The sequence below is a fragment of the Pseudomonas sp. PDM31 genome, from assembly GCF_019218965.1.
Lineage (GTDB): Bacteria > Pseudomonadota > Gammaproteobacteria > Pseudomonadales > Pseudomonadaceae > Aquipseudomonas.
This window is the reverse complement of record NZ_JAHUWS010000010.1, coordinates 149,046-174,227: the sequence shown is the minus strand read 5'-3', so window position 1 is coordinate 174,227 and position 25,182 is coordinate 149,046. Positions and strand designations below refer to the sequence as shown.

Genomic DNA, 25,182 nt, shown 5'->3' with positions numbered 1-25,182 from the left:
CTTGAGTGGCAAGATGGCTCGGATTTGATTCAGCTTAGCAGTGCCTTGGCGACTACGACGTCCGGCGTAACACATTGAACGGCGGGGTTAAACCTTTAGCTCATTGCTGATGCCATGGGGTACGTGACCGGTGGCGACGACTTCACGGGCCAATTCGCAATGCCCGGCCTGATCGTCGAAAAACACATCGGCCGCGAACGCCTCGAGAAACGCCGACTTGGTCAGGCCCCCAAGAAACAGCGACTCGTCCAGACGAATATCCCATTCGCGCAAGGTACGGATAACCCGTTCATGGGCCGGAGCCGACCGGGCCGTCACCAGGGCGGTGCGGATCGGACAGGCGTCGTCCGCAAACTCGCGCTGCAACAGATTGAGTGCGGCAAGAAACCCCTTGAACGGCCCGCCGCGCAATGGCTCACGGGCGGCTTGACGTTCGCTGGCCTGAAACGCTTCCAGACCACCGGACTGATAGACACGCTCCGACTCGTCGGAGAACAACACCGCATCGCCATCGAAGGCGATGCGCAATTCGTCACTGGCCGCGCGGCTGGCACCGCCGGACAAAATGGTCGCCGCTGCAAACCCGGCGTCCAGTGCATTGCGTACGTCTTCGGCGTGGGTCGAGAGAAACAGGTCGCAGCCAAAGGCCTTTAGATAGGGGTACGGACTGCGCCCGCCGACAAATGCCGCGCGGGAAATCGCCAGCCCGTAATGGTCGATCGAGTTGAACACCCGCAGGCCGGTGTCGGCACTGTTGCGCGACACCAGAATCACCTCGACCCGGGCGCGGCCCAGCCTGGCATTGAGGCTCAAGAGCTTTTGCACCAACGGAAAGGCATCGCCGGGTTTGAGGATTTCGTCCTCGTGTTCAATCTGATATTGCCGGTAGGCCTCGACACCACTCGCCTCGTAAACCTTGTGGCTTTCACTCAGGTCGAACAGCGCCCGCGAAGAAATCGCCAGCACCAGTTTGTCGTCAATAACCTTCGGCATGCCCTTCCCCCTCGGGTCGATCAACCCAGGTTGCGTCGTTCAATAAAACTCAAGCTACGATACAACGCCTCGATGCGCGGCATCTCACATCCCGCCGCCCTGGCCACCACCAGCGGACGGGCATAGATCGCGGCCAGCTCCAGTGGTCGCTTGTGCAGGAAGTCGTGATACATGCTCGGCCAGTAGTCGGGCATATTCTCGGTGACCTTGAACAAATGCTCGGCGTAACCCGTCGGCACCTCATGACCGCAGGCGATGGCGCCTTGGACCACTTCATCCATCAATGCCTTGACCAGCATACGGCTATCGGCATCGGCCATCAGCGGTGTGGTGCTTGCCCCCAGCACAACCGAAAGACCGTTGTAGGGAATATTCCATACCAGTTTCAGCCAGCGCGCTTGATTAAGGTTCGCCATGGCCTGGGAGTCGATGCCGGCAGCGCGGAACAGGCCGACGCCTTCTTCGACGATCGCTGTGCGCGCCGCTTCATCGGCACAACCGCTGTGATAGCCGACATGCACCGCGCCGAGCGCCTGATGAGTGATCACCCCGGGGCCTTCGCGATGGACGCAGATATAGCAAAGCCCGCCTAGCACATGCAGTGAGTCGGGGAGCAATTGGCGCAAGCTGTCTTCCACGTCCAGGCCATTTTGCAGCAGCAGCACTTTCGCCCCCGGCGCCGCGGCCTTGAGTATGGCCGGTGCCAGATCCGCGTTGCTGGTGGTTTTTGCGCCGACCAGCAACCAGTCGCAGGGTGGCATGTCTTCAGCCGACGAATAAGCCTGAACCGGATTCAACGTCAGCGCGCCATGGGGCGCGCTATCAACGTGCAGGCCGCGCTCGGCCACCGCGCTGAACTCGCTGCGCAGCAGAAAATGCACATCAAACCCTGCCCGCGCCAGCATCACACCGTAGAAACCGCCAATTGCGCCCGTCCCGATAATGCCCACTACCGGCTTGGCAACTGTCCCCTTCATGGCAACTCCTCTGCTGTTCCACCCAACGCCTGGCCCAAGGCTGCATTCAGCTCGATACGGGTCAGGCGCGATTGCAATGCCCCATAAAACTCACCGTCACGCACGACAAACAGTGCCGGCAAGTGAAAAACCGAATAACGCTCGACCAGCCCGCCATTGTTTCCGGCATCGATCCAGCACAGTCGATCGACCGCCAGTTCGAGTCCGGGCAGTTGCTCGCGGGCATAACGGCAACTGGCGCAGCCAACGCTGGTAAACACAACCAGCGAAACACCGCTCATCGCCAGCAGCCGTTGGTCGGCGTCGAAATCGGTCAGTTCCGATTCGACCACTATACTGGGGAAAACAATGTCAGATGACCGACACATGGAGTCCGTGCTCATGGGACGTTTTCTTCCTCATCCTGACGATATACCCGTCGAATTGACCTTGCTCAAACCCGAATGCATCTCGCGGCAACAGCTGCACACTATCAGCCTGGGGGGCATGGCTTGCAATTATCACCGTGCATGGCGCCACGGTACGGCGCTGGAAGTGCGCATGCCAACCCTGAATCCGGACATGCGTTATCTGGGGTATGTCGCCTGGTGCCTGCGACGCAAGCGCGGTTATCTGGTCGGTATTGCCTTTGTCGACGAACAGACACTGTTTAGCGCCCGAATGGGCGAGCAAGTCTGCCAGATTGAGCGCTACTGTCGCCTGCATGACAGCCACGACGACCTGCAGGGTATTCAGGCCCTGGCCCTCGAATGGGTGCAGGAACATGCCAACGAATTCTCCCACGAATCGGTGCACAAGGCATTTGCCCAACCTGCGCTGGATTAGAAACATTCTCGTTTTCCCCGGCACGAGGGGAAAACTGTTTGAGAATGCCCTCCAAACCCGCGTCTGCCCATTGTCGAGCCACGGTGTAACGCGCTAAGGTTCGGCTCCCCGACGCGCTTAATTTGCTGTGCTCCGCCGCGCGGGTTCGCTGGCGGCCGCACCCGTGACCTGACGAGTAAACGATGGCTGATTTACCGATCAACGACCTAAACGTCGCCTCCAACGAGACACTGATCACTCCAGATCAGCTCAAGCGCGATATCCCCCTGAGCGACGCAGCCCTGCGCACCGTCACCAAGGGCCGCGAAGTCATTCGCAACATTCTCGATGGTACCGACCACCGCCTGTTCGTCGTCATCGGGCCTTGCTCGATCCACGACATCAAGGCGGCGCACGAGTACGCCGAGCGCCTCAAAGTGCTCGCGGCAGAAGTGTCCGATACCCTGTATCTGGTCATGCGCGTGTATTTCGAGAAACCACGTACCACCGTGGGCTGGAAAGGCTTGATCAACGACCCGTATCTGGACGACTCGTTCAAGATCCAGGATGGCTTGCACATTGGTCGCCAATTGCTGCTGGACCTGGCCGAAATGGGCCTGCCGACCGCCACCGAAGCCCTCGACCCGATCTCCCCGCAATACCTGCAGGACCTGATCAGCTGGTCGGCCATCGGCGCTCGTACCACCGAATCCCAGACCCACCGTGAGATGGCTTCCGGCCTGTCCTCGGCGGTCGGCTTCAAGAACGGCACCGACGGCGGCCTCACCGTTGCGATCAACGCCCTGCAGTCGGTTTCCAGCCCGCACCGCTTCCTGGGCATCAACCAGGAAGGTGGCGTGTCGATCGTCACCACCAAGGGCAATGCCTACGGTCACGTGGTGCTGCGCGGTGGCAACGGCAAGCCGAACTATGACTCGGTGAGCGTTGCGCTGTGCGAACAGGCGCTGAACAAAGCGAAGATCAAGCCCAACATCATGGTCGATTGCAGCCACGCCAACTCCAACAAAGACCCGGCCCTGCAACCGCTGGTGATGGAGAACGTTGCCAACCAGATCCTCGAAGGCAACCAGTCGATCATCGGCCTGATGGTTGAAAGCCATCTGAACTGGGGCTGCCAGGCAATCCCGAAAGACCTCGCCGATCTGCAATACGGCGTGTCGATCACCGATGCCTGCATCGACTGGACCGCCACAGAGAACACCTTGCGCAGCATGCATGCCAAGCTCAAGGATGTGCTGCCCAAGCGCGCTCGCACCTGATCGCCTGTTTAGCCGCACAAAAAACGCAGACAAAAAAACGCCGGGCTGAACCCGGCGTTTTTTTATGCGTTCGTTTTACTGAAGCTCACTGGCTCAGCTTGGCGGCATGGCGCTGGTGACGTTCCATGTAGCGTTCGACGTAGGAGCACGATGGAATGACGGTGTAACCCATTTCCTCGGCGTACTGCAGAGCCTGCTCGGTCAGTGCCGCCGCAATGCCGCGACCACGCAATGCGTTGGGCACGAAGGTTCGATAGATATCCAGGGTCTGCTTCCCCAGATCCATATAGGTCAGATAGGCACGATGACCGTCCACATTGGTCTCGAACTGATGACCAGCCTGGTCATGGTGGATGGACAACGCCTCGCTCATCACTACTCCTCGCGGGTCTGGATTTCCGACCCCTACCTTACCGATGTTTTTCCGGCGAAGGAACATCTACGCCACCCCGTGCCAGAATGGACACCGAGAAGAGCTGCACCGATCTCGCGTTACCGAGCACGTACAAATAGTAGGCACCATTGGCAGAAATGCTCAAGGTACGCTCGTCATCACACAGGTTGGCGGGTGCTGCCCCGGGTCACGCAGGAAGGGCTCGACCGTAGATCCCCCCAAGGTCGAGAGCCTGAACATTGCCGGATGTTGAGACTTGAGACGAACGCCCTTTGTTAAAGTCACCTGAACATGGTGAAAGATATGGGACGCACCGCGCAAAATCCGAATAAAAGTGTAAACGAATCCATATAGACTGCCTTTAGCCAAGGTCGGCAAAAAGAGCCCGTAAACTGGGAACTTTTCCGCTGCGGCGCGCTCAGGATCGGGGCTTGTAGCTGGATATTTTTTATACAATGTCGTTAAAAGTTGCTCGAAAAAGAATCAACGCCTACAATTTTTTATGCTTCTTGCTTCACGTCAGTTTTACTTACTACAAGTAATGGGTAGTATGTACGCCGGCTATTTCCTCACTCTGAGGAGACAGTCACTTAATAGAAAGTCCTTGAAGGGGAACACGATGAACAACGTTCTGAAATTCTCTGCTCTGGCTCTGGCCGCAGTTCTGGCTACCGGTTGCAGCAGCACATCCAAAGAAACTGAAGCACGTCTGACCGCTACTGAAGACGCAGCTGCTCGCTCCCAGGCTCGTGCAGACGAAGCTTACCGTAAAGCTGATGAAGCTCTGGCTGCTGCTCAAAAAGCACAACAGACTGCTGACGAAGCTAACGAGCGTGCTCTGCGCATGCTGGACAAAGCTAGCCGCAAGTAATAATCCTTCGGGATTGTTATCAAGCCGACCCATTTTTTGGGTCGGCTTTTTTATTGCCCGGCGTTTCCTCCAGGCAATAAAAAACCCGCCGGCGCAGTCAGCGCCGGCGGGCTCTTCGCAGGCGTTACTGCTGCAGGTCGAGCGGCGTGCTCGACACCATCGGCGCAGCCGTCCCCGGTACCGCGATTTCCACCGGCAGACCGTCTTCAGCCGCAACCACATCACGCACCACATCCCAGTTCATGCGCAGGTTGTTGGTGATGTCTTCACGCTTGAGCATCGCGTTGATCACCGCGGTGTGCTTGTCGACCACCGAAGGGTTGCCCTTGTCGTCCAGCGGCGTGTGCGCTTCCAGATAAACCTTGCCGCCACTCATGCCGAACTTGTACGGGTCATTGATGATCCGCACCGACGTCCCCACCGGCACCATGCCGGCCATTTCCAGCACGTTGTTGTTGAACATGCGGAAGCAGCCATGGCTGGTGCGCATGCCGATGCCAAACTTCTTGTTCGAACCGTGGATCAGGTAGCCCGGCGTGCCCAATGTGAACTTGAACGGCCCCAGCGGGTTGTCCGGGCCTGCCGGCACCACGTTGGGCAGCGGATCACCGTCGGCGGCGTGCTCGGCCTTGATCGACGCTGGAGGGGTCCAGGTCGGGTTCGGTGTCTTCGCGGTGATGCTGGTATGGGCAATCGGCGAGCCCCAGCCCTCACGACCGATACCCAGCGGGAAGGTGTACACCACGTTCCGGCCTTTCGGGTAGTAGTAGAGGCGGTATTCGGCCAGGTTGATCACAATGCCTTCACGCGGTCCCGGCGGCAGGATGAAACGGGTCGGCAGAATGATTTCGGTGCCGGCACCCGGCAACCATGCATCGACGCCCGGGTTGGCCGCAACCATTTCCGTGTAGCCCAGGTCGTAAGCGGTACCGAGGTCGGCGAAGGTGTCTTCGTACTTGGCCTTTATCACCTGGACCTGGCCAATGATGTCTTCGCCGGGCGGTGGCAGGGGAAGCTCCAATGCTGCAACTGGGCCGGCCACAAACAGGGCAGCAAGAGTCAGGCAGCGGGTGACGGCAGGAAAGCGCGGCAACATCCGGAAAATCCTTCGTGATCAACAGAGGGTATAGGCGCGAGATTGTACACCGCTGCCCAGTGATTCGGGGAGTTGGCCGATAGTAAGCTAACGTTGCTGCTTCACAACTCGAACCGCAGTTCCGGCCAGATGGGCGAGGTGCCGCGCTTCTGCGACTCGAGGATGGCGCGGCACAGCGAACACAGGCGCTGATCCTGGAACACCCGACGATCGACGCTAGACCAGCGGGGCTGTGCCGGCAACAGGCTGCCGCACAAGGTCCGGTCTGCCGAGCCGCCCAACTCCAGTTGACGGGTCACCAGATGCACCCGCACTTCCTGGCAGGCGAACAGATCCAGCTGCTCGTCAGGCTCGATCAGTTGATAGGCAAAAAGTGACCAGGCGGGACGCGGCATCGGGGGCTCCAAATCGGGGGCGCCACCTTAGCCGAAAGCCCGCGCCTAGAAAAGAGTCATAACAGCGGTTTTAGGGTGGGCCAGACATTATCCAGCAATTTGCTCTGGGCCCCGGCCGCCGGGTGTATGCCATCGGCCTGCATCAGGTCCGGATGACCGCCCACACCTTCAAGGAAAAATGGCACCAGCGGGACTTTTTTCTCCTCAGCCAGATTGCTGTAGACCTCGGCGAAGGCTGTGGTGTAGCGGGCGCCGTAATTGGGCGGCAATTGCATGCCGAGCAACAGCACCCTGGCACCGCTGGCTTGGGAGCTGTCGATCATCGACGCAAGGTTTTGTTGCAATTGTGTTGGCAACAGCCCGCGCAGACCATCGTTGCCACCCAACTCGAGGATCACCACCTCAGGCTTATGCTCTGCAAGCAGCGCAGGCAGGCGCGCCTGGCCTCCTGCACTGGTGTCACCACTGATGGAGGCATTGATCACTTTATCGTCAAAACCTTCCCCTTTGAGCCGTTGCTCCAGCAACGACACCCACCCCAACCGGGTATCCAGCCCGAAACCGGCGCTGATACTATCGCCAACGATCAGCACAGTACCGGCCGCTGCGTTCTGGGCCATGCACATCAAGGCCAGGCCGGCACTCAAAAACCACACACGCATCGGATTCTCCATGGACGCAAGCATTCTCACCGCGAAGAACCTTAGCAAAGTGGTCCCCAGCGCGGAAGGTGAACTGACCATCCTGCACGAACTCAGCCTGGAACTGAACAAGGGCGACAGCCTGGCCATCGTCGGCGCTTCCGGTTCCGGCAAATCTACCCTGCTGGGCCTGCTGGCCGGCCTCGACCTGCCGAGCAGCGGTGAGGTCACCCTCGCCGGGCAAGGCCTGAGCAACCTCGATGAAGACCAGCGCGCTCGCATTCGTGCCGAGCATGTGGGATTTGTCTTCCAGTCGTTCCAGCTGCTCGACAGTCTCAACGCCCTGGAAAACGTCATGCTGCCGCTTGAGCTCGACGGGCGCAAAGATGCCCGTGAACGCGCCACCCAATTGCTGCAGCGGGTGGGCCTTGGCCAACGCCTGACTCACTCGCCTCGCCAACTATCCGGTGGTGAGCAGCAACGCGTGGCGATTGCCCGTGCGTTTGCTGCCGAACCCGACGTGCTGTTCGCCGACGAGCCCACCGGCAACCTCGACAGCCATACGGGCGAGCGCATCAGCGACCTGCTGTTCGAACTCAACAAAGAGCGCGGCACGACCCTGGTGCTGGTGACCCACGACGAACGCTTGGCCCATCGCTGCCGGCGCCTGATCCGTCTTGAAGCCGGCCTGCTGGTCGCCCCTCTGGAGCCTTGATGGTACGCATGCCGCTGTTGCGCCTGTTCAGTCTCGCCATCCGCCAGTTATTGCGCGACGCCCGCGCCGGTGAGTTGCGCGTGTTGTTTTTCGCCCTGCTGGTGGCCGTAGCCGCCAGTACTGCCATCGGCTACTTCGGCGCCCGCCTGAACGGCGCCATGATGTTGCGCGCCACCGAGTTCCTCGGTGCCGACCTGTTGCTCGAAGGCAGTTCGCCGGCACGGCCGGAACAGATCAGTAGCGGCACGGGACTAGGACTCGAACATGCACAGGTGGTGGAGTTCTCCAGTGTCATCGCCACCGACAACGGCATCCAGCTGTCCAGCATCAAGGCGGCCGACGACGTCTATCCGCTGCGCGGCGAACTCAAGAGTGCCCCCACCCCTTTTGCCCCGCAAGAGCCAGGCGGTGGACCGAAACCCGGTGAAGCCTGGGTCGAGGCGCGACTGCTGACGGCGCTGGAGCTGAAGATCGGCGACAGCATCGACGTGGGCATGAAAACCCTGAAGCTGGCACGCGTGCTGACCTACGAGCCGGACCGTGCCGGCAACTTCTACAGCCTGACGCCGCGGGTGTTGATCAATCTCAGTGACCTGCAGGCCACTGGCGTGGTGCAACCGGGCAGCCGGGTCAGCTACCGCGAACTGTGGCGCGGCGATGCCCAAGCGCTGGAAACCTATCGGCAACTGATCAAACCGGGGCTCGCCGCCAACCAGCGCCTGCAGGACGCCCGAGATGGCAACCGGCAGATCGGTGGCGCGCTGGGCAAGGCCGAGCGTTATCTGAATATGGCCAGTCTGGTGGCGGTGTTGCTGGCCGGTGTCGCGGTGGCGCTGTCGGCAACGCGCTTCGCCACCCGGCGCTTTGATGCCAGTGCGTTGTTACGCTGCCTGGGGTTGTCCCGTCGGGAAACCCTGCTGCTGTTCAGTTTACAGCTGACCGTCCTGGGACTGCTCGCCAGTCTCAGCGGCGCCGCCATTGGCTGGCTGGCGCAACTCGGCCTGTTCGCCCTGCTGCATGATCTGCTGCCGACCGATGTGCCGCCGGGCGGCCTGTTTCCGGCCTTCGCCGGAATCGGTACGGGGCTTGTGGCCCTGGCCGGCTTTGCCTTGCCACCTCTGGCGGCCCTGGGTCGGGTTCCACCCCTGCGGGTATTACGTCGCGACATGTTGCCGATTCCTTCCAGCACCTGGATGGTCTACGGCGCGGCACTGGGCGCCCTCGGGCTGATCATGTGGCGCCTGAGCCTGGACCTGGTGCTGACCTTCGCCCTGCTCGGCGGCGGGGTGATTGCAGCGCTGGTGCTGGGCGGACTGCTGTTGCTGCTGCTCAAAAGCCTGCGGCGCCTGCTCGCTCGCGCGTCCTTGCCTTGGCGGCTTGGACTCGGTCAATTACTGCGTCATCCGCTGGCAGCAGCAGGGCAATCCCTGGCCTTCGGCCTGATTCTGTTGTCGATGGCGCTGATCGCCCTGCTGCGCGGCGAGTTGCTGGACACCTGGCAGAATCAGTTGCCGAAAAACGCACCCAATTATTTCGCCTTGAACATCCTGCCGGCAGACAAACAGGCCTTCACCGATCGACTGATCGCCGTGTCGGCACAATCGGCGCCGCTGTACCCGGTAGTGCCCGGGCGCCTGATCAGCATCAACGGTGACCCGGTGCGGGAAATTGTCAGCAAGGACTCGGCGGGTGATCGCGCCATCCAGCGCGACCTGAGCCTGACCTGGGCGGCGGACCTCCCCGCGGGTAATAAAATCACCGCGGGCACATGGTGGAGCGATCAGGCACCCGACGATATTCCAGGGGTGTCGGTGGAAGGCAAGGTTGCCGAAAGCCTGAAGCTCAAGCTCGGCGACCATATGATTTTCACCGTCGGCGGAATCAACCGCGAGGCGAAAGTCACCAGTCTGCGCGAGATCAACTGGGACAATTTCCAGCCCAACTTCTTCATGATCTTCCAGCCCGGCACCCTGAAGGACCTGCCGGCGACCTACCTGACCAGTTTTTATCTGGCGGCCGGCCATGACCAGCAGATCGTTGACCTGTCCCGCAGTTTTCCGGCAGTGACGATCCTGCAAGTCGAAGCGTTGCTGGAGCAACTGCGCAGCATCCTCGCCCAGGTCACTCTGGCGGTGGAATACGTGCTGTTGTTCGTACTGGCGGCGGGGATGGCGGTGTTGTTCTCCGGCTTGCAGGCGACGCTGGATGAACGCATTCGCCAAGGCGCACTGCTGCGGGCGCTGGGCGCAGAGCGGCAATTACTGGTCAAGGCTCGGCGTATCGAGTTTGGTTTGCTCGGCGCGGTCAGTGGCTTGTTGGCGGCACTGGGTTCGGAAGTCGTGAGCCTGGTGCTCTACCGTTATGCGTTTGACCTGCCGTGGCATCCGCATCCGTGGCTGTTGGTACTGCCATTGATCGGTGCCGTGTTGATCGGTGGTGCCGGTGTGTTCGGTACCCGTCGCGCCTTGAACGCCAGCCCCCTGACAGTCCTGCGCGAGGGTTGATAGACTCCAGCCATAACCCTCAAAAGAAGTTGCCATGAGCCGTTACCGCCCTCCCCGCACCGCCGGCACCGCGCTGATCACCCCTGAAGGTGAAGCGCGGATGCGTGCCGAGTTTCATGAACTGTGGCACGTGCGCCGCCCGCAAGTGACTCAGGCGGTAAGCGAAGCCGCCGCCCAGGGCGACCGTTCGGAAAACGCCGAATACACCTACGGCAAAAAGATGCTGCGCGAGATCGACAGTCGCGTGCGCTTTCTCACCAAACGTCTGGAAGCGCTCAAGGTCGTCAGCGAAAAACCCAGTGATCCGAACAAGGTCTATTTCGGCGCCTGGGTCACGATTGAAGACGAGGACGGCAAGGAGGCACGGTACCGCATTGTCGGGCCGGATGAACTGGACTTGAAACTGGGCCTGATCAGCATCGACTCACCACTGGCCCGAGCCCTGATCGGCAAGGCACTCGACGCCGAGGTCCGGGTGCAGACGCCGACCGGCGAGCAGTGCGTGTACATCGTTGCGATCGAATATCCCTGAAATGCAACGCGGTGAGTCAACGGCGGGTAATCAGGCCTTGCCGGGCGACACGGGTCAGTTGCTTGATGACCTCGGGAGCCTCTTCGACACTGGGGGACTGAATCACCGCCAGATCAAAACTGTCATTGGCAAAACGGGCCAGGGATTCACCGTCTTCGACAAACTGGATCAGGAAGGCTGCCGGACCGCCGGTACGACGTGGCCAGCCGTCGAGATACCGCAGGAGCGTCGGCTGATGGTTGCCGCCAAGCAGGATTTTTGGATTGCGCTGGGTGAGATGTGCCGTGATCGGCGCGGGACGTATAACAGGGTTTAATGCATTCATTGTGTCGTGTCTCTGCCTCAAAAGTCTGCATGGCAGGTGAGAGGCAACACCGAACCAGCGCTTTAGCGGTATTTCGAAGCCTGTTTCAAGCTTCTGTCGGTGACTGAATGAGTCACCTGGCGCCCCGCAAGTAGCTGTTTAAATCGGCGCATGAGCAACATCCTAGAGAAGCTGACCGGACAGTGTCAAGAATGACGCAAAACAAAAAAGGCCTGCGCAATGCAGGCCTTTATCATTGAACCAGAGCGGTCAGTCGGCGATGAGGCGGTCCGCCGAAAGCTTGCCGGCGCCTTCGATCAACACCGCGATGCTGCCACCGAGCAAGGCCAGGGCGAACTCATAGCCGTTGTTGGCCATGAACAGACCGTTGCTGATGTGTACCGAGAAAATCGCCACCAGCGAAAGAAAGGTCAGGCCCAGCGCCGCCGGACGAGCCAGCAGGCCGATGATCAAGGCCAGGCCGCCAAAAAACTCGGTCCCCCCCGCCAGCGTCGCCATCAGGTAGCCCGGCGCCAGGCCGATGCTTTCCATGTACTGCGCGGTGCCGGCCAACCCGTAACCACCGAATGCCCCGAAGAGCTTCTGCGCGCCATGGGCCGCGAAGATGATGCCGACGAAGATGCGCAATACCGTCAAACCGTAGCCGGCGCGGGTAAACAGTACTCTGTTGATCAATGTGCTCATGCTGTTGCTTCCTTGTAGTGGGTTGGCCGCTATATTAATCAGTAAATTCCATGTTAAAAGCGCAAAAAATTCAACATCACCATCGAATATTTCGATTATTTACTTGATACCACCTTTTGTCCCTGGGGCTCCAGTGACTCGCGTTCTCGATCGAACGCCAGGTAATACTTGTTCACGCTATTAACATAGCTGACAGGTCCCATTCCCACTTGCTCCATGGCGATACGTTCCACCTGGAAGAACCACTGATTGGGATTCAACCCGCGCCGGCGAGCTTCGGCGCGCATTCCCTGGACCCGCTCCGGCCCGATGTTGTAGGCCGCCAGCACGAAGGCCATACGCTCTCTTTCATTGAGTTTGGGACTGGCAAAGAACTTGCGGCGGATCAACGCCAGGTACTTGGCCCCGGCCTGTACATTGCCGTCGAGTTCCTGAAAGTTGTTCACCCCCACCCGCTGGGCAGCGGAAGGCGTGATCTGCATCAGGCCGGTCGGCCCACCGCCGCTACGGGCCGGCGGCTGCAGGCCCGACTCCTTGAACGCCAGCGCCGCCAGGTTCAGCCAGTCCATGCCTTGAGCTGCGGCATGCTTTTGCAATACCGGGCGCAGTTTTTCCAGGCGCTGGCGATCCGCCTTGGCCAAGGGATAATGCACTTGATACAGACGGCGATAGATCCGCAGGAATGCGGCATCCTGATCCGATGGTGATTTGTAGCCGGTAAGGAAGCGATCGATGCTGGCTCGTAACATCGACGCATCGCGGCGCACGAACCAGAACTCTTCGCCCGGTTCGCTGATCTGCACCTGTCGGTCCAGACGCAATTTAGGCAGGATCTTGCCCCAGCGCTCGGCGATCGGAAGCTCAACGATGGTCAGGTGAAAGATCCCGCCCTGCACCATCTCCAGCACATCCTCGACCGCCAGACTGGGATCGACCCACTCGATCGTCACCGGCGGCAACTTGTGCAGCGCGAGTTTTTGATTGATTTGACTGACGGCGTCACCGGCGGCGCTGCCGGCGGGCAAGGCCAGGGTTTTACCCGAGAGTTGTTCGAGACGGGTATAGCGCCGTTCACCTTTGATGCCCACCAAAACCAGTGGAATGTTGCTGGCAATCGGCTCGCTGCTGCTGACGGCGTAGCCCGGTTGCAGATCAAGCAATTCCCCGGGGGCCACCAGGTCGCCCTCTCCGCGCTGCAGCGCGCCGAGCAATTGATCCTTGGCCCTGGGGATGATTTTGAGGGTGACTTCCTGGCCGTCCCGGGCGTGTCCGTTGAGGTATTGCTCAAAGGCCCGCAGCCGATGGTATTCGACCCCGATGGCCTGCCCCTGGACTTCGCCGGAACTGTTACGGCTCTGATTGACCAGCACCCGCAACACGCGACTGCTGCGAATTTCCGAGAGGTCACGCACCTTTGCTGTCGGCACGGCTTGCAGTGGCCCGGGCAGACGCGCGACCGCCGGAAACGGCAGTAGAAGCGAGCAGCACAGCAGTAGCAGAACCGAGGGACGAATCATCCACTCTCCGGAAAAGTAATGAGACCGCGCTCATGACGAACGGCATCTAATTCGGCGACAAAAGTCCAATGTTCACGACACTGGCAAAGCGAGAAAGACTGGCACAATGACATCAAAACTACCAATACAACCGCGTTCGCGCCTCAAGAGACACCTTTAACTCATTGTAGTTCTTGGCTTTTCTTTTAAATCCGTGGCTCTGATATGCTTTCCGGCCTTTGGTCCGAGGTAGAACCATGCAACTCATCGATATCGGCGTCAACCTGACCAACCCCAGTTTTGCCGACAAACACCAGGCCGTACTCGACCGCGCCTACGCCGCCGGGGTCTGCCAATTGGTGCTCACCGGCACCAGCGTCGAGGGCAGCGAGCAGGCGCTGGAACTGTGCCGGCAATTGGATGAAAGTACTCAGCAGCTGTTCGCCACGGCGGGCATTCACCCCCACTCCGCCAGCGACTGGAATGCCGACAGCGCCCGGCGTCTGCGTAGCCTGCTCGAGGAGCCGAATGTGGTGGCCGTGGGCGAATGCGGGCTGGACTTCAATCGCGACTTCTCGCCGCGCCCACAGCAGGAAAAGGTACTCGAAGAACATCTGGCGCTGGCGGTCGAGTTGCAGTTGCCTGTGTTCCTGCACGAGCGTGATGCCAGCCAGCGATTGCTGGAGATCCTACGCGACTTCCGTGATCAACTGCCGGCCGCGGTAGTGCATTGCTTCACCGGAGAACAGAAAGCGCTGTTCAGTTATCTCGACCTGGACCTGCATATCGGTATTACCGGGTGGATCTGCGATGAACGCCGGGGCACGCACCTGCATCCGCTGGTTCGGGAGATTAAGCGCGGGCGCCTGATGCTGGAAAGCGATGCGCCATACCTGCTGCCGCGCAGCCTGCGACCCAAGCCGAAGAACGGGCGTAACGAGCCTGCATACCTGACTGAAGTCTTGCGTGAAGTGGCCTTGCATCGCGGTGAAACCCATGAAGATCTGGCCGCGCACACGACTGCATGTGCACGGGCGTTCTTCGGTTTGCCCGCGATTTCCCAATAGTCTCAAATCTTCTGTGAGAGGGAGCCGGGCAACATTAAATTTGACCATGCCCCCTATCGCCCTGATAGCCAGTGTTGATTCGCCGTCCTCACTGACCGGGCCTATCCTTCAATCATGAGTTCAGTACGGATTGAGGATCAGCATCATGGGCAAACGTCATCCCAACCTTCCCGCCTGGCAATGGCGTGCCTACCCGGGCAATCACCAGCACCCGGCCAATCTGGTGCTGCATCTGATCGCCGTGCCGCTGTTCATCGTCGCCTTTCTCCTGATCGTGTCCGGGGTCTTCGGCCTGAACCTGGCTAACTTCGCCATCGGCGTGGTCGGCTTGATTGCCGCCTTGGGCTTGCAACGCCACGGTCACAGCCTGGAAGAGCAAGCCTCAGAACCGTTCAGTGACCGCAAGGACGCCGTATCGCGGTTGCTGGTCGAACAGTTCCTGACCTTCCCGCGCTTTTTTCTCAGCGATGGCTGGTGGCGCGCCTGGCGTGAGCGCCACCGCCGTCACTGATCAGGCAAAAACCGTCACGGTCTGGCGGCTCATCGCGATCAACCGGCCATCCGCGCTCCACATCTTCGCTGCGGCATGCCCGTAACCGTCGGCGGCATGCTCGGTTTCAACCAGGTATTTGCACCAGTGCAGCGTACTCAGTTCGAGCAACGGCTGGACGAACTCAATGGTCCAGGTCAGGGTGCTACCTGCCGCCGGTTTCTTCAAAAACGGCATCAAGGCGGGTGGCCAGGCGTCCACCAGTGCCAGAATGTGCGCTTCACCGACTGCCTCTTCCTGGTCCCCGCGCAAGCGCACCCAGCCACCCATCTGCCGTGAGGTGTTGCCGGTGAACGGCAGCCCGCCAACACTCCAGCGCATCGCCAGGTGGCGCATGAATTCTGGAACAACGCCTTCGATGAACGGCAGTTCCTGGCAATCATCCCAGTGTTTCATCTCTGGCGCCGGTTGCGCCGTCACCGCCACTTCCGATGGGCGCGAAGCGCCAAAGCTGCCCTGGATCAGGGTCACCACCTGCCCTTTCTGCATGACCCGCCCCAGCACCTGACTGACCGCCTTGCCTTCACGCAGCACGTCAACTTCAAAACTCACCGGAACTTCAGGCTCAACCGGACCAACGAAGGTGATCGCCAGCGAGCGCACCAGACGCTCCGCTGGAACTCTGGCCCGCATGGCTTCGTACTGCAAAGCGGCCACCAGGCCACCGAAACTGGCTCGCCCCTGTGCCCAGGATGCCGGAATAGAAAGTCCCTGCGGCTGGCGGCGGACGGCGTCGAGCAGATCGGAAAAGCGCATGAAAACCTCAAGGACAGGAAAAGTATGTAGGGATCTTAACCAGCCGGCGAGACGGATACAGCACCTGTTCCGGCCAAATTGGCTGACAGATGAGCCGCGCCATCAATAGGAGCTGCCGCAGGCTGCGATGCTTTGATCTTGAAAAGCAAAATCAAAAGATCGCAGCCTGCGGCAGCTCGTACAGGGGTGCTTGAACTCAGGATTTGAAACAGTCAGCGCTGAGTTTGTCGAGGACACGGTCGGAACGCTGTTCGGCCTTGGCCATGTTGGCTTTCCAGACGGCGACACACGGCTGCAAATCGGCCTCATGCTCGGCAAGGGCCAGCCACTGCACGCAATCGTGCCAGTCACCCAGCGCGCCTTGCGCCGACTTCAATCGAGGCATTGCCTTTTTTGGCAGGCGATCCAGTTCAGGGTAGGCATCGATACCATAACGCACGCGTTTGATCAGTAAACGCAGGCGATGACGGTCGTGCGCCGGGTCCTGCAGGGCCGAGTCGAGTTTCGTCCACTGTTTGTCCAGACGCTTTTCGATGCGCTTGCGCAGGCCCTTGAGCAAGCCCTGCCGCTCGCTGGCGCGTAAAAAACGCGGAAAAGCGTCAAGGATGATCAGCAACTGCGCCAGCTCGGGACTGGTCGCTACCAGCGGATACGCCTTGGCCATTTGCGCCGCCCGCCGCTGTCCGGCTTCGGCTTGATCGTGTTCGAGCAAATACGCCGCCATCACCTCGCGATCACGCAACGGTGTGGTCAGATCGCCCACGCTCGAGGCCGCTGCTTCGAGCTGCTCTACGCCGGGCAAGCCGCGCAGCGGCCGCAACAGGCTGCGCAGGCGACGCATCGTGGTACGCAGATCGTGCAAGGCCTCCGGGTCGGTACGCTGGTTCAAGCGCGCCTGACAGGCCAGTAATCGAACTTCCAGACCCAGGACATGGGCCACCAATCGATTGATCATCGGTTTACTCCGTAAACAGCGGCAAGTTGCCAGCTTCCAGCTACAAGTCAAACGTGACAGGTTCGACTTGCAGCTTGCAGCCTATAACTTGTAACTGTTTTTTACCTCAGCGGCCCGCGCGGGATTCGCGGATATAGAAGCGTGCCTTCTCGGCTTTGTGAGTACAGCCTTCGAACCCTTCGAATTGCTGCTGCGTCTTGGCCGCGGTCAACAACGACAGGGCCTTGGAGTAGCTGACAGTCCCGGCGAAACCCTCAGCCTTGGCCAGGTCCAGCTCATGCCATGCTGCATCGAGCTGGCTACCACAGCTGTCGCGGTAGGCGGTTTTACCGGCACAACCGGCAAGCGCCAGAGCGATCAGGGGCACACAAATCCAGGCTTTCATCATTTACTCCTCTACAGATGGGAAACAGTCATGCAGTTAAGACGGCCTGGCACCTGAAAAGTGCCTCGGACCTGACGCGCAAACTATAGCGCCACCACGACCACATGCCGCCATCAAGTGTCGAAAATACGACACCCCTGGCTCACCAGACGACCTTGGCGATTGATGCATGCCTGTCGATGGGTGCATTGTTGAAGCTGATCAAACGAGGGTGGTTCATGAAAAAGCGTGTTGCATTGGTACTGGGCTCCGGAGGAGCGCGGGGTTATGCGCATATCGGCGTCATCGAAGAGATCGAACGGCGCGGTTATGACATTGCCTGCATCGCCGGGTGCTCCATGGGAGCGGTAGTAGGCGGCATCTATGCCGCCGGCAAACTCGACGAGTACCGCGACTGGATCGAGAGCCTGGACTATCTCGACGTGCTGCGCCTGGTGGACGTCAGCTTTCGCCTGGGAGCGATTCGCGGCGAGAAAGTATTCGGGCAGATCCGCAAGATCGTCGGCGACATCAATATCGAAGACCTGCGCATCCCTTACACGGCGGTGGCCGCCGACCTGACCAACCAGCAGGAAATCTGGTTCCAGGAAGGCTGCCTGCATCAAGCCATGCGCGCGTCGGCGGCAATCCCGAGCCTGTTCACCCCGGTGATGCAGGGTAATCGCATGCTGGTAGACGGCGGCATTCTCAACCCGTTGCCGATCGTGCCGGTGGTATCGAGCCATTGCGACCTGATCATCGCGGTCAACCTCAACTCCACCAACCAGCGTCACTATCAATTACCGGTGATCCAGCGTCCCGCCGCGTTCAAGACCCGGTTCGACAGCCTGATCAACTCCCTGGGCTCGAAGTTTCCGTTCCGGCGTAAACAGGCGGAACAACTGCTGATACTGGAACAGGAGGCCTTCAGGGCCGAAGGGGCCGATCCCAACCCGTGGATCGAGTCTGCCGAGCCCGAAGCCCAGCAACCGGCAGCCGCTCCAGAGGCTTCAGGCGCGCCGCGCTCCGCCACGGGCTCATTCATCATCGACAACGTGGGACCTGCGTCCTTGCTGGATTTGATCAACCAGAGTTTCGAGGTGATGCAGACTTCATTGGCGCAGTACAAGATCGCCGGCTATCCGCCGGATATCCTGATCAACGTGCCGAAGCGGGTATGCCGGTTCTTCGAGTTCTACAAGGCGCCGGAGTTGATCGCCCTGGGCCGGGAGATTGCGCGGGATACGCTGGATCGGTATGAGAGTGAGCAGAACTGAGCATCTGGAAATTTCCCGGTGAAGGTCAGGTCCTCATCGCGAGCAGGCTCGCTCCCACGGGGGATGCATTGCAAAGTGGGAGCGAGCCTGCTCGCGATGAGACAATACTTGGACTAAAGGCTGCCCTCACTCAACAACCGATACCCCACCCCCGCCTCGGTCACGATAAACCGCGGTCGGGTTGGGTCGTCCGCCAATTTCTGGCGCAAATGGCCCACAACAATCCGCAGATAATGACTGTCCTCGGTATGAGTCGGCCCCCAGATATCCTTGAGCAACTGCTGCTGAGTAATCACCCGCCCGGGATGCCGCGCCAGTTGCGCGAGCACCGCATACTCCTTGCGGGTCAACGCGACTTCAACGCCGTCGAGCAACACCCGGCGATAGGCCAGGTCGACAGTTAACGGGCCAAAAGTCAGCGCCGCCGACCGGGCTTCACCTACTGGCGCCTGACGCAGCAAGGCGCGAATCCGCGCGAGAAATTCCTGAATGCCGAACGGCTTGGTCACGTAGTCATTGGCGCCGCCATCCAGGGCCTCGACTTTCTGCCCCTCGCCGGCACGCACCGAGAGCACCAGCACCGGCACCGTCGACCATTCGCGAAACTCGCGCAGCACCTGCTGGCCGTCCATGTCCGGCAGGCCGAGGTCGAGCACCAGCAGGTCCGGCTTGTTCAGCGCGGCCTGGGCCAGCCCTTCGCTGCCCGTTCCGGCCTCCAACACTTTATAGCCCTGAGAGGCGAGGCTGATGCGCAGGAATTTGCGGATCTGCGGTTCGTCGTCGATGACCAGAATGGTCGTGGTCTGGCTCATGAATTCATATCAACACAATTGAGTGGCAAGAGAGTAACGCACGCGCGCTCAGGCTTCACTTTCATATCCTGGCTGCGCCTGCAAAGGCAGATGCAAGGTAATGCAGGTGCCGCGTCCCTCTATGCCATCGGCAACGCTGATACGTCCACCATGGGCGCCGACCATGCCCTGACAAATCGCCAGCCCCAGCCCGGTACCCTGCCCGCCCCGATCTCCGCGCGCAGCGGTGTAGAACATGTCGAAAATCTTCGTCCTATCCGCTTCCGGAATCCCCGGGCCTTCGTCGCTCACCGAGAAGAACAGCTCACTGTCGTCAGCGCCGGCACGCAATTGCAATCGCCCGTGGGACGGCGAGAAACGCGCGGCGTTTTCCAGCACATTGATCAGCGCCTGTTCGATCAAAGCGGCGTGAACGTACAGCAGCGGCAGCTGCGCCGGCACGTCGGTACTGACCTGCAACGATGAGAGCACCGTGCGCAGACGATTGAGCGCACTGCCGACGATATCCGCCGGCGACACCCAGTCGCGCGCCAGCTTCAAGGCTCCGTGCCCGAGACGTGTCATGTCGAGCAGATTCTGGATATAGCGATCAAGGCGCTCGGCTTCATCGCGGGTGCCTTCGAGCAGTTCACGGCGATCCTCCAGCGGGATCGCTTCGCCAAGCGCCAGCAGGCTGTCGATGCTGCCGCGCATGGAGGTCAGCGGCGTGCGTAAATCGTGGGACACCGAGGCCAGCAAGGCACTGCGCAGTTGCTCGGTTTCGCCGTGCAGACGCGCCGCTTCCAGGTCGTCAGCCAATTGTGCCCGGGCCAGGGCCTGAGCCAGGGGCTGGCTCAATGCGGTCAGCAGGCGCCGACGTTGGCCGCTCAAGGCATGGCCTTCTTTGGCGCACACACCCAGCAGTGCCAGCGGTCCATCCTCCACCGACAGCGGCCACCACCACCATTTCCCGAATGGCAAGGTGCCGGTGCCGGCACCCGCCGGTTGATCGTGTTGCCAGGCCCAATCGGCGGCGGCGCGCTCGGCTTCGGAAAACTCCAGTGGGCCACCTGTTTCGACTTTCCAGCCGCTTTGCCCATCGCGATTGAGCAGACACAATTGCAGATCGTTCCAGCCGTTGAGATGTTGCGCGGCAGCGCTGACCACCGCTTGCCGATCGGTGGCAGCCGTGAGTTTGCGCGACAGATCGAGCAGTTCCGTAGTCTCTTCCTGGGTATCGCGCAGGGCCTGCAACTGCCTGCGCTGACGTGCCGCGAGGTTGCCGGTAAGCGCCGCCATCAAGAGGAAAAACACCAAGGTCAGCACGTCTTCTTCGCGCTGGATGTGAAAGGAAAAATTCGGTGGTATGAACAAAAAGTCGTAGGTCAGAAACGACAACGCCGCACATACCAGGGCAGGTCCCAGGCTGCTGCGTACCGCCACCAGCAACACCGCGGCGAGGAACACCAGCGAGATGTTCGGCAGCGCCAGCACACTCGACACCGCCCAGGCCAAGGCACTGGCCAGCACCGTCGCCACCAGCGCCAGGGCGTAGTCGAACCACACCAAGGGTTGCAGCGAACGCTGACGCGGCTGATGCCGTTCATGAAAACTGTCGAGCACGTTGATTTCCAGGCCCCGGGCGTTGCGCAACAACCGCGCCGCCAGACCACCACCGAACAGGCGTCGACGCCAACGAGGCCTGGACTGCCCGACCAGAAGCAGGCTGGCGCGACGTTCGGTGGCGTGCTGGATCAGGGTTTTTGCCACTTCGCCGGCCCGCAGCAGCACCACTTCGCCACCCAGGCGTTCGGCCAGTTGCTGGGCACTTTGCAGGCGCAGGCGCGATTGCTCGTCGCGCACGCTGCCGTTGTCCACGTGCACCAGGCTCCAGGGCAAATGCCGGCGCTGGGCCACACGACAGGCATGACGCACCAGGCGCTCGGCCTGGTCATCACCGTCGACACCGACCAATAATCGACCACGCACCGCCGGGGCCGACTGGCCGAGCTGACGATAACCCTGGGCCAGATCATTATCGACCTGGGCCGCCGCCGCTTGCATCGCCAACTCGCGCAAGGCGGTCAGGTTGGTCTGGGAGAAAAAGGCATCGATGGCCGCCCGCGCCTGCTCCGGCACGTAGACTTTGCCATCGCGCAGTCGCTCCAGCAGCTCCCGTGGCGGCAAGTCGATCAACAGCAGTTCGTAAGCTTCCTGCAGGACCCAGTCCGGCAGGGTTTCACGGACCTGTACACCGGTGATGCCACGCACTTGATCGTTGAGACTTTCCAGGTGCTGGACATTGACCGTGGTGTACACGTCGATGCCGGCGGCCAGCAGCTCTTGAATGTCCTGCCAGCGTTTTTCGTGGCGGCTGCCGGGGGCGTTGGTGTGGGCCAGTTCGTCTACCAACACCAGTTTCGGCCTGGCCGCCAGCAGTGCGTCGAGGTCCATTTCCTCGAGCTGCACGCCCCGGTACTCCGAACGGAGCAAAGGCTGCTGCGGCAAGCCTGAGAGCAACGCCTCGGTTTCGGCGCGGCCGTGGGTTTCAACCACGCCGGCAATGATTTTCACGCCTTGACGCAGTTGGCTGTGCGCCGCTTGCAGCATGGCGTAGGTCTTGCCGACACCCGGCGCGGCCCCGAGAAAAACCTTGAGCCGGCCACGGCCATCACGGGGCAGGTTTGCTAACAGCGCGTCGGCGCGGCCGGAGTCGCTCATGCTTAGGGATCTCTTCATTCAGGTAGTGATGTGGTGACTGGCAAGCCGCCTTCGCGAGCAAGCCCGCTCCCACACTCGAACTCTGTAGCACTGTAGATCGAATGTGAGGGTGGGCTTGCTCGCGAATTGCCGTGCCACCGTTTTACAACTTCTCAAGCGCCATGTTCAGCGCCAGTACATTCACCACCGGCGGCCCCACCAGTGGCCGCTCGATATGCGCATCCAGCAGGTTTTGCAGCGTCGCCAGCGGCACATTACGCACCGCCGCGACACGCGCCAGTTGATAGGCAATCGCAGCCGGTGGCAAGTGCGGATCAAGGCCACTGCCCGACGTCGTGACCAATGCCAGCGGCACTGGGCCCTGGCCGGGCACCAGCAGTTTGCCGGCGTCGTCGACCACCCGGGTGGCCAGCGCCGGATTGCTCGGCGCCAGGTTGCTGGCGCTGCTCGACACCGTGGCAAAGGCACCGGCGGAAGGACGCGAATGGAACCAGGCGTCACCGACAAAATCCTGGGCGATCAGCGACGAGCCACGGACCTTGCCTTCGGCATCGCGGACAAGGCTGCCATTGGCCTGGACGGGGAACGCGACCTGGGCCACACCGGTGACGACCAGGGGATAGGCGACGCCGGTGATCAGCGTCATCAGGACCAGCAGGCTCAGGGCCGGGCGTATCATTGTGGACATTTCACAATCCTCGAATTCAATGGCAAACATTGCGGGGTGTCAGTTGCAACCAACCCTCACCCCTGCCCTCTCCCGGCGGGAGAGGGGGCCAATCTCCGTTTTCAAAACAGAAGTTCGACTCGCAACTTCAGGTGCAGCACATCTGACAAACAACTCGATCAGTCCCCTCTCCCCCTGGGAGAGGGTTGGGGCGAGGGCTGGATTTCGAGCCATTCCGCGCCTGCGCAATCGCCTGACACCTACACCAGATGCAACGCCGTCAACAGCATGTCGATCGCCTTGATACCCACGAACGGCACCAGAAGCCCGCCCAGGCCGTAGATCAACAGATTGCGCCGCAACAGCGCCGCTGCACTCACCGCTTGTACCCGCACCCCCCGCAGCGCCAACGGAATCAACACCACGATGATCAGGGCGTTGAACACAATCGCCGAGAGAATCGCGCTCTGCGGACTGCTCAGGTGCATGACGTTGAGCACACCCAGTTGCGGATAGATCGCGGCAAACAGGGCCGGCAAGATCGCGAAGTACTTGGCCACGTCGTTGGCGATGGAGAAAGTCGTCAGCGCACCACGGGTGACCAGCAACTCCTTGCCAACCTGCACCACGTCCAGCAGTTTGGTCGGATCACTGTCCAGATCGACCATGTTGGCCGCTTCACGCGCCGCTTGCGTGCCGTCATTCATTGCCATACCGACATCCGCCTGGGCCAGCGCCGGAGCGTCGTTGGCGCCATCGCCACACATCGCCACCAGTCGACCGTCGTCTTGCTCGTGGCGGATGCGTGCGAGTTTTTTCTCCGGGGTGGCTTCTGCCAGAACGTCATCCACTCCGGCTTCGGCCGCAATGGCAGCAGCCGTCAGCGGGTTGTCGCCGGTGACCATGACGGTGCGAATGCCGAGTTTGCGCAACTCGTCAAAACGCTCGCGGATACCGGGCTTGACCACGTCCTTGAGATGGATTGCCCCCAACAATTTGCCGTCGACGCATACCAGCAGCGGAGTGCCGCCGCTTTGGGCGATCCTGTCGATTTCCCGGGACAGGGCCGGTGCCAGATCGCCACGGTTCAGGCCGACAAACGCCAGCAGCGAATCCACAGCGCCTTTGCGATACACGCGCCCTTGGTAATCGACCCCGGACAGCCGCGTTTCAGCACTGAACGGCACGGCAGTCAGCATGTCGGCAGACGGCTCCGGCTGGGGATGTGTGCCACGCAGATACTCGACGATCGACTTGCCTTCAGCAGTGTCGTCCGCCAGCGAGGCAAACAATGCGCCTTCGGCCAGTTCCACAGCGTTGACACCCGGCGCCGCATACACTGCTGCACAACGACGATTACCGAACGTGATGGTGCCGGTCTTGTCCAGCAGCAAGACGTGCACATCCCCCGCCGCCTCCACGGCGCGACCTGACTTGGCGATCACGTTCAGGCGCACCAGGCGATCCATCCCGGCAATACCGATGGCCGACAGCAGGCCGCCGATGGTGGTCGGAATCAGCGTGACCAACAACGCTGCCAGAAATACCAGCGGCAGGCTGCCATTGGCGAAGTGGGCGAAAGGTTGCAGGGTGACGACCACCAGCAGGAAGATCAGGGTCAAGCCGATCAGCAGGATGTCGAGCGCTACTTCATTCGGGGTTTTCTGCCGTTTGGCGCCTTCGACCAGGGCAATCATGCGGTCCAGGGTCGATTCGCCAGGGTTGGTGGTGATTTTCACCAACAGCCAGTCGGACACCAATCGTGTATTGCCGGTGACGGCCGAACGATCACCGCCGGACTCACGGATGACCGGCGCCGACTCACCGGTAATCGCCGCTTCGTTGACGGCCGCGATGCCTTCGATCACTTCGCCGTCACCGGGAATCATCTCCCCCGCCTCGACGCGCACCACATCGCCTTTGCGCAGGCTGGTGGCCGGCACCACCTCAAAGGTGCCGTTGCTGGTTTGGCGCCGGGCACTGAGGCCTGCGCTGCCGGCCTTGAGGCTGTCGGCGCGGGCTTTGCCGCGGCCTTCCGCCAGGGCTTCGGCGAAGTTGGCGAACAGCACGGTGAACCACAGCCATACGGCAATTTGTGCGGCGACGAAGGTCGGCACCGCCGTGTCGGGAATGAAGCACAGCACGGTGGTCAGGATCGCGGTCAGTTCGACCACCAACATCACTGGCGCACGCTGCAATTGCCGTGGGTCGAGCTTGACGAAGGCTTGCAACAGCGCCGGGCGCCACAAGGCCGAAATTGCGGTTTTCGGCTGTTCCGGCGCCTTGACGACGGCGGTTTTGGTTATGGGCATATTCATCTTCAACTC

The 25,182-nt window shown here is 60.8% G+C and carries 26 protein-coding genes; 9 read left to right on the top strand and 17 right to left on the bottom strand.

Annotation, left to right across the window (positions count from 1 at the left end; translation table 11 throughout):
- Positions 1-87: 87 nt before the first annotated feature.
- From KW839_RS20305 to KW839_RS20295, 3 genes are read right to left on the bottom strand one after another with little or no spacing between them, the layout of a single operon-like run.
- Positions 88-993, bottom strand: a complete 906-nt coding sequence (locus KW839_RS20305; protein ID WP_218425315.1) for a 5'-nucleotidase — start codon at positions 991-993, stop codon at positions 88-90.
- A gap of 20 nt (positions 994-1,013) precedes the next feature.
- Complete coding sequence (locus tag KW839_RS20300) at positions 1,014-1,970, bottom strand: putative 2-dehydropantoate 2-reductase (protein ID WP_218425314.1); 957 nt, start codon at positions 1,968-1,970, stop codon at positions 1,014-1,016.
- Positions 1,967-2,353 (bottom strand): co-chaperone YbbN, encoded by a 387-nt coding sequence (locus KW839_RS20295; RefSeq protein ID WP_060540929.1) that lies wholly within the window; start codon positions 2,351-2,353, stop codon positions 1,967-1,969. The genes KW839_RS20300 and KW839_RS20295 overlap by 4 nt, the downstream gene beginning before the upstream one ends.
- Here KW839_RS20295 and KW839_RS20290 point away from each other — a divergent pair.
- The gene (locus KW839_RS20290; RefSeq protein ID WP_060540928.1) at positions 2,352-2,795 is read left to right on the top strand and encodes a PilZ domain-containing protein; all 444 of its coding nucleotides are present in this window, start codon (positions 2,352-2,354) and stop codon (positions 2,793-2,795) included. The two genes, KW839_RS20295 and KW839_RS20290, sit on opposite strands and share 2 nt — an antisense overlap.
- 182 nt (positions 2,796-2,977) lie before the next feature.
- Positions 2,978-4,054, top strand: coding sequence for a 3-deoxy-7-phosphoheptulonate synthase (locus KW839_RS20285; protein WP_060540927.1), 1,077 nt, complete (start codon positions 2,978-2,980; stop codon positions 4,052-4,054).
- A gap of 85 nt (positions 4,055-4,139) precedes the next feature.
- Here the strand turns inward: KW839_RS20285 and KW839_RS20280 are convergent, their stop codons facing one another.
- Entirely contained in the window at positions 4,140-4,427 is a 288-nt protein-coding gene (locus tag KW839_RS20280) for a GNAT family N-acetyltransferase (protein WP_020800382.1), read from the bottom strand.
- A gap of 640 nt (positions 4,428-5,067) precedes the next feature.
- On the opposite strand from KW839_RS20280, the gene oprI reads away from it, so the two are divergent.
- On the top strand, positions 5,068-5,319 hold the full coding sequence (oprI, locus tag KW839_RS20275) for an outer membrane lipoprotei OprI (protein WP_007943620.1): 252 nt from the start codon (positions 5,068-5,070) through the stop codon (positions 5,317-5,319).
- Between the two features lie 124 nt (positions 5,320-5,443).
- On the opposite strand, the gene KW839_RS20270 is transcribed toward oprI, so the two are convergent.
- The 3 genes from KW839_RS20270 to KW839_RS20260 form a co-directional block, all read right to left on the bottom strand.
- Complete coding sequence (locus KW839_RS20270; RefSeq protein ID WP_060540926.1) at positions 5,444-6,415, bottom strand: L,D-transpeptidase family protein; 972 nt, start codon at positions 6,413-6,415, stop codon at positions 5,444-5,446.
- 101 nt (positions 6,416-6,516) lie between these two features.
- Positions 6,517-6,810, bottom strand: a complete 294-nt coding sequence (locus tag KW839_RS20265; RefSeq protein ID WP_003226812.1) for a hypothetical protein — start codon at positions 6,808-6,810, stop codon at positions 6,517-6,519.
- A gap of 56 nt (positions 6,811-6,866) precedes the next feature.
- A complete protein-coding gene (locus tag KW839_RS20260) occupies positions 6,867-7,472 on the bottom strand; it encodes an arylesterase (protein ID WP_218425313.1) in 606 nt (201 codons plus the stop codon).
- Between the two features lie 10 nt (positions 7,473-7,482).
- On the opposite strand from KW839_RS20260, the gene KW839_RS20255 reads away from it, so the two are divergent.
- The 3 genes from KW839_RS20255 to greB are packed head-to-tail and all read left to right on the top strand — an operon-like array spanning position 7,483 to position 11,202.
- Positions 7,483-8,166, top strand: coding sequence for an ABC transporter ATP-binding protein (locus tag KW839_RS20255; protein ID WP_060540924.1), 684 nt, complete (start codon positions 7,483-7,485; stop codon positions 8,164-8,166).
- Positions 8,166-10,670: an ABC transporter permease gene (locus KW839_RS20250; protein ID WP_218425312.1), complete on the top strand. Its 2,505-nt coding sequence runs from the start codon at positions 8,166-8,168 to the stop codon at positions 10,668-10,670. The genes KW839_RS20255 and KW839_RS20250 overlap by 1 nt, the downstream gene beginning before the upstream one ends.
- Before the next feature lie 34 nt (positions 10,671-10,704).
- Positions 10,705-11,202, top strand: a complete 498-nt coding sequence (greB, locus tag KW839_RS20245; protein ID WP_218425311.1) for a transcription elongation factor GreB — start codon at positions 10,705-10,707, stop codon at positions 11,200-11,202.
- 16 nt (positions 11,203-11,218) lie between these two features.
- On the opposite strand, the gene KW839_RS20240 is transcribed toward greB, so the two are convergent.
- The 3 genes from KW839_RS20240 to KW839_RS20230 form a co-directional block, all read right to left on the bottom strand.
- A complete protein-coding gene (locus tag KW839_RS20240; protein ID WP_218425310.1) occupies positions 11,219-11,527 on the bottom strand; it encodes a class I SAM-dependent methyltransferase in 309 nt (102 codons plus the stop codon).
- 249 nt (positions 11,528-11,776) lie between these two features.
- Positions 11,777-12,211 (bottom strand): DoxX family protein, encoded by a 435-nt coding sequence (locus tag KW839_RS20235; protein ID WP_060540920.1) that lies wholly within the window; start codon positions 12,209-12,211, stop codon positions 11,777-11,779.
- 95 nt (positions 12,212-12,306) lie between these two features.
- Positions 12,307-13,728 (bottom strand): transglycosylase SLT domain-containing protein, encoded by a 1,422-nt coding sequence (locus tag KW839_RS20230; protein ID WP_060540919.1) that lies wholly within the window; start codon positions 13,726-13,728, stop codon positions 12,307-12,309.
- Between the two features lie 236 nt (positions 13,729-13,964).
- On the opposite strand from KW839_RS20230, the gene KW839_RS20225 reads away from it, so the two are divergent.
- Both KW839_RS20225 and KW839_RS20220 read left to right on the top strand, forming a co-directional pair.
- A complete protein-coding gene (locus KW839_RS20225) occupies positions 13,965-14,774 on the top strand; it encodes a TatD family hydrolase (protein WP_060540918.1) in 810 nt (269 codons plus the stop codon).
- A gap of 145 nt (positions 14,775-14,919) precedes the next feature.
- Positions 14,920-15,285, top strand: coding sequence for an Mpo1-like protein (locus KW839_RS20220; protein WP_218425309.1), 366 nt, complete (start codon positions 14,920-14,922; stop codon positions 15,283-15,285).
- Here the strand turns inward: KW839_RS20220 and KW839_RS20215 are convergent, their stop codons facing one another.
- The 3 genes from KW839_RS20215 to KW839_RS20205 all read right to left on the bottom strand — a co-directional run bounded on the left by KW839_RS20215 (position 15,286) and on the right by KW839_RS20205 (position 17,420).
- A complete protein-coding gene (locus KW839_RS20215; RefSeq protein WP_218425308.1) occupies positions 15,286-16,080 on the bottom strand; it encodes an acyl-CoA thioesterase II in 795 nt (264 codons plus the stop codon).
- Positions 16,081-16,276: 196 nt separating this feature from the next.
- Positions 16,277-17,035 carry a CHAD domain-containing protein gene (locus KW839_RS20210; protein WP_218425307.1) on the bottom strand — a complete coding sequence of 253 codons (759 nt, stop codon included), beginning with the start codon at positions 17,033-17,035 and terminating at the stop codon, positions 16,277-16,279.
- A 106-nt stretch (positions 17,036-17,141) separates the two neighbouring features.
- Positions 17,142-17,420, bottom strand: coding sequence for a hypothetical protein (locus KW839_RS20205; RefSeq protein ID WP_060540914.1), 279 nt, complete (start codon positions 17,418-17,420; stop codon positions 17,142-17,144).
- Positions 17,421-17,638: 218 nt separating this feature from the next.
- On the opposite strand from KW839_RS20205, the gene KW839_RS20200 reads away from it, so the two are divergent.
- Positions 17,639-18,676, top strand: coding sequence for a patatin-like phospholipase family protein (locus KW839_RS20200; RefSeq protein ID WP_060541017.1), 1,038 nt, complete (start codon positions 17,639-17,641; stop codon positions 18,674-18,676).
- A 113-nt stretch (positions 18,677-18,789) separates the two neighbouring features.
- Here the strand turns inward: KW839_RS20200 and KW839_RS20195 are convergent, their stop codons facing one another.
- The 4 genes from KW839_RS20195 to kdpB all read right to left on the bottom strand — a co-directional run bounded on the left by KW839_RS20195 (position 18,790) and on the right by kdpB (position 25,173).
- On the bottom strand, positions 18,790-19,488 hold the full coding sequence (locus tag KW839_RS20195; protein WP_060540913.1) for a response regulator: 699 nt from the start codon (positions 19,486-19,488) through the stop codon (positions 18,790-18,792).
- A gap of 48 nt (positions 19,489-19,536) precedes the next feature.
- The gene (locus KW839_RS20190) at positions 19,537-22,188 is read right to left on the bottom strand and encodes a sensor histidine kinase KdpD (protein ID WP_218425306.1); all 2,652 of its coding nucleotides are present in this window, start codon (positions 22,186-22,188) and stop codon (positions 19,537-19,539) included.
- A gap of 142 nt (positions 22,189-22,330) precedes the next feature.
- The gene (gene kdpC / locus KW839_RS20185; protein WP_218425305.1) at positions 22,331-22,876 is read right to left on the bottom strand and encodes a potassium-transporting ATPase subunit KdpC; all 546 of its coding nucleotides are present in this window, start codon (positions 22,874-22,876) and stop codon (positions 22,331-22,333) included.
- A 239-nt stretch (positions 22,877-23,115) separates the two neighbouring features.
- Positions 23,116-25,173, bottom strand: coding sequence for a potassium-transporting ATPase subunit KdpB (gene kdpB / locus KW839_RS20180; RefSeq protein ID WP_218425304.1), 2,058 nt, complete (start codon positions 25,171-25,173; stop codon positions 23,116-23,118).
- Positions 25,174-25,182 lie beyond the last annotated feature (9 nt).

Excerpts from the sequence above, each read along its gene's own strand:
- KW839_RS20305 (WP_218425315.1), bottom strand. The coding sequence starts at position 993 with ATGCCGAAGGTTATTGACGACAAACTGGTGCTGGCGATTTCTTCGCGG.
- KW839_RS20300 (WP_218425314.1), bottom strand. The coding sequence starts at position 1,970 with ATGAAGGGGACAGTTGCCAAGCCGGTAGTGGGCATTATCGGGACGGGC.
- KW839_RS20290 (WP_060540928.1), top strand. The coding sequence starts at position 2,352 with ATGGGACGTTTTCTTCCTCATCCTGACGATATACCCGTCGAATTGACC.
- KW839_RS20295 (WP_060540929.1), bottom strand. The coding sequence starts at position 2,353 with ATGAGCACGGACTCCATGTGTCGGTCATCTGACATTGTTTTCCCCAGT.
- KW839_RS20285 (WP_060540927.1), top strand. The coding sequence starts at position 2,978 with ATGGCTGATTTACCGATCAACGACCTAAACGTCGCCTCCAACGAGACA.
- KW839_RS20280 (WP_020800382.1), bottom strand. The coding sequence starts at position 4,427 with ATGAGCGAGGCGTTGTCCATCCACCATGACCAGGCTGGTCATCAGTTC.
- oprI (WP_007943620.1), top strand. The coding sequence starts at position 5,068 with ATGAACAACGTTCTGAAATTCTCTGCTCTGGCTCTGGCCGCAGTTCTG.
- KW839_RS20270 (WP_060540926.1), bottom strand. The coding sequence starts at position 6,415 with ATGTTGCCGCGCTTTCCTGCCGTCACCCGCTGCCTGACTCTTGCTGCC.
- KW839_RS20265 (WP_003226812.1), bottom strand. The coding sequence starts at position 6,810 with ATGCCGCGTCCCGCCTGGTCACTTTTTGCCTATCAACTGATCGAGCCT.
- KW839_RS20260 (WP_218425313.1), bottom strand. The coding sequence starts at position 7,472 with ATGCGTGTGTGGTTTTTGAGTGCCGGCCTGGCCTTGATGTGCATGGCC.
- KW839_RS20255 (WP_060540924.1), top strand. The coding sequence starts at position 7,483 with ATGGACGCAAGCATTCTCACCGCGAAGAACCTTAGCAAAGTGGTCCCC.
- KW839_RS20250 (WP_218425312.1), top strand. The coding sequence starts at position 8,166 with ATGGTACGCATGCCGCTGTTGCGCCTGTTCAGTCTCGCCATCCGCCAG.
- greB (WP_218425311.1), top strand. The coding sequence starts at position 10,705 with ATGAGCCGTTACCGCCCTCCCCGCACCGCCGGCACCGCGCTGATCACC.
- KW839_RS20240 (WP_218425310.1), bottom strand. The coding sequence starts at position 11,527 with ATGAATGCATTAAACCCTGTTATACGTCCCGCGCCGATCACGGCACAT.
- KW839_RS20235 (WP_060540920.1), bottom strand. The coding sequence starts at position 12,211 with ATGAGCACATTGATCAACAGAGTACTGTTTACCCGCGCCGGCTACGGT.
- KW839_RS20230 (WP_060540919.1), bottom strand. The coding sequence starts at position 13,728 with ATGATTCGTCCCTCGGTTCTGCTACTGCTGTGCTGCTCGCTTCTACTG.
- KW839_RS20225 (WP_060540918.1), top strand. The coding sequence starts at position 13,965 with ATGCAACTCATCGATATCGGCGTCAACCTGACCAACCCCAGTTTTGCC.
- KW839_RS20220 (WP_218425309.1), top strand. The coding sequence starts at position 14,920 with ATGGGCAAACGTCATCCCAACCTTCCCGCCTGGCAATGGCGTGCCTAC.
- KW839_RS20215 (WP_218425308.1), bottom strand. The coding sequence starts at position 16,080 with ATGCGCTTTTCCGATCTGCTCGACGCCGTCCGCCGCCAGCCGCAGGGA.
- KW839_RS20210 (WP_218425307.1), bottom strand. The coding sequence starts at position 17,035 with ATGATCAATCGATTGGTGGCCCATGTCCTGGGTCTGGAAGTTCGATTA.
- KW839_RS20205 (WP_060540914.1), bottom strand. The coding sequence starts at position 17,420 with ATGAAAGCCTGGATTTGTGTGCCCCTGATCGCTCTGGCGCTTGCCGGT.
- KW839_RS20200 (WP_060541017.1), top strand. The coding sequence starts at position 17,639 with ATGAAAAAGCGTGTTGCATTGGTACTGGGCTCCGGAGGAGCGCGGGGT.
- KW839_RS20195 (WP_060540913.1), bottom strand. The coding sequence starts at position 19,488 with ATGAGCCAGACCACGACCATTCTGGTCATCGACGACGAACCGCAGATC.
- KW839_RS20190 (WP_218425306.1), bottom strand. The coding sequence starts at position 22,188 with ATGAGCGACTCCGGCCGCGCCGACGCGCTGTTAGCAAACCTGCCCCGT.
- kdpC (WP_218425305.1), bottom strand. The coding sequence starts at position 22,876 with ATGTCCACAATGATACGCCCGGCCCTGAGCCTGCTGGTCCTGATGACG.
- kdpB (WP_218425304.1), bottom strand. The coding sequence starts at position 25,173 with ATGAATATGCCCATAACCAAAACCGCCGTCGTCAAGGCGCCGGAACAG.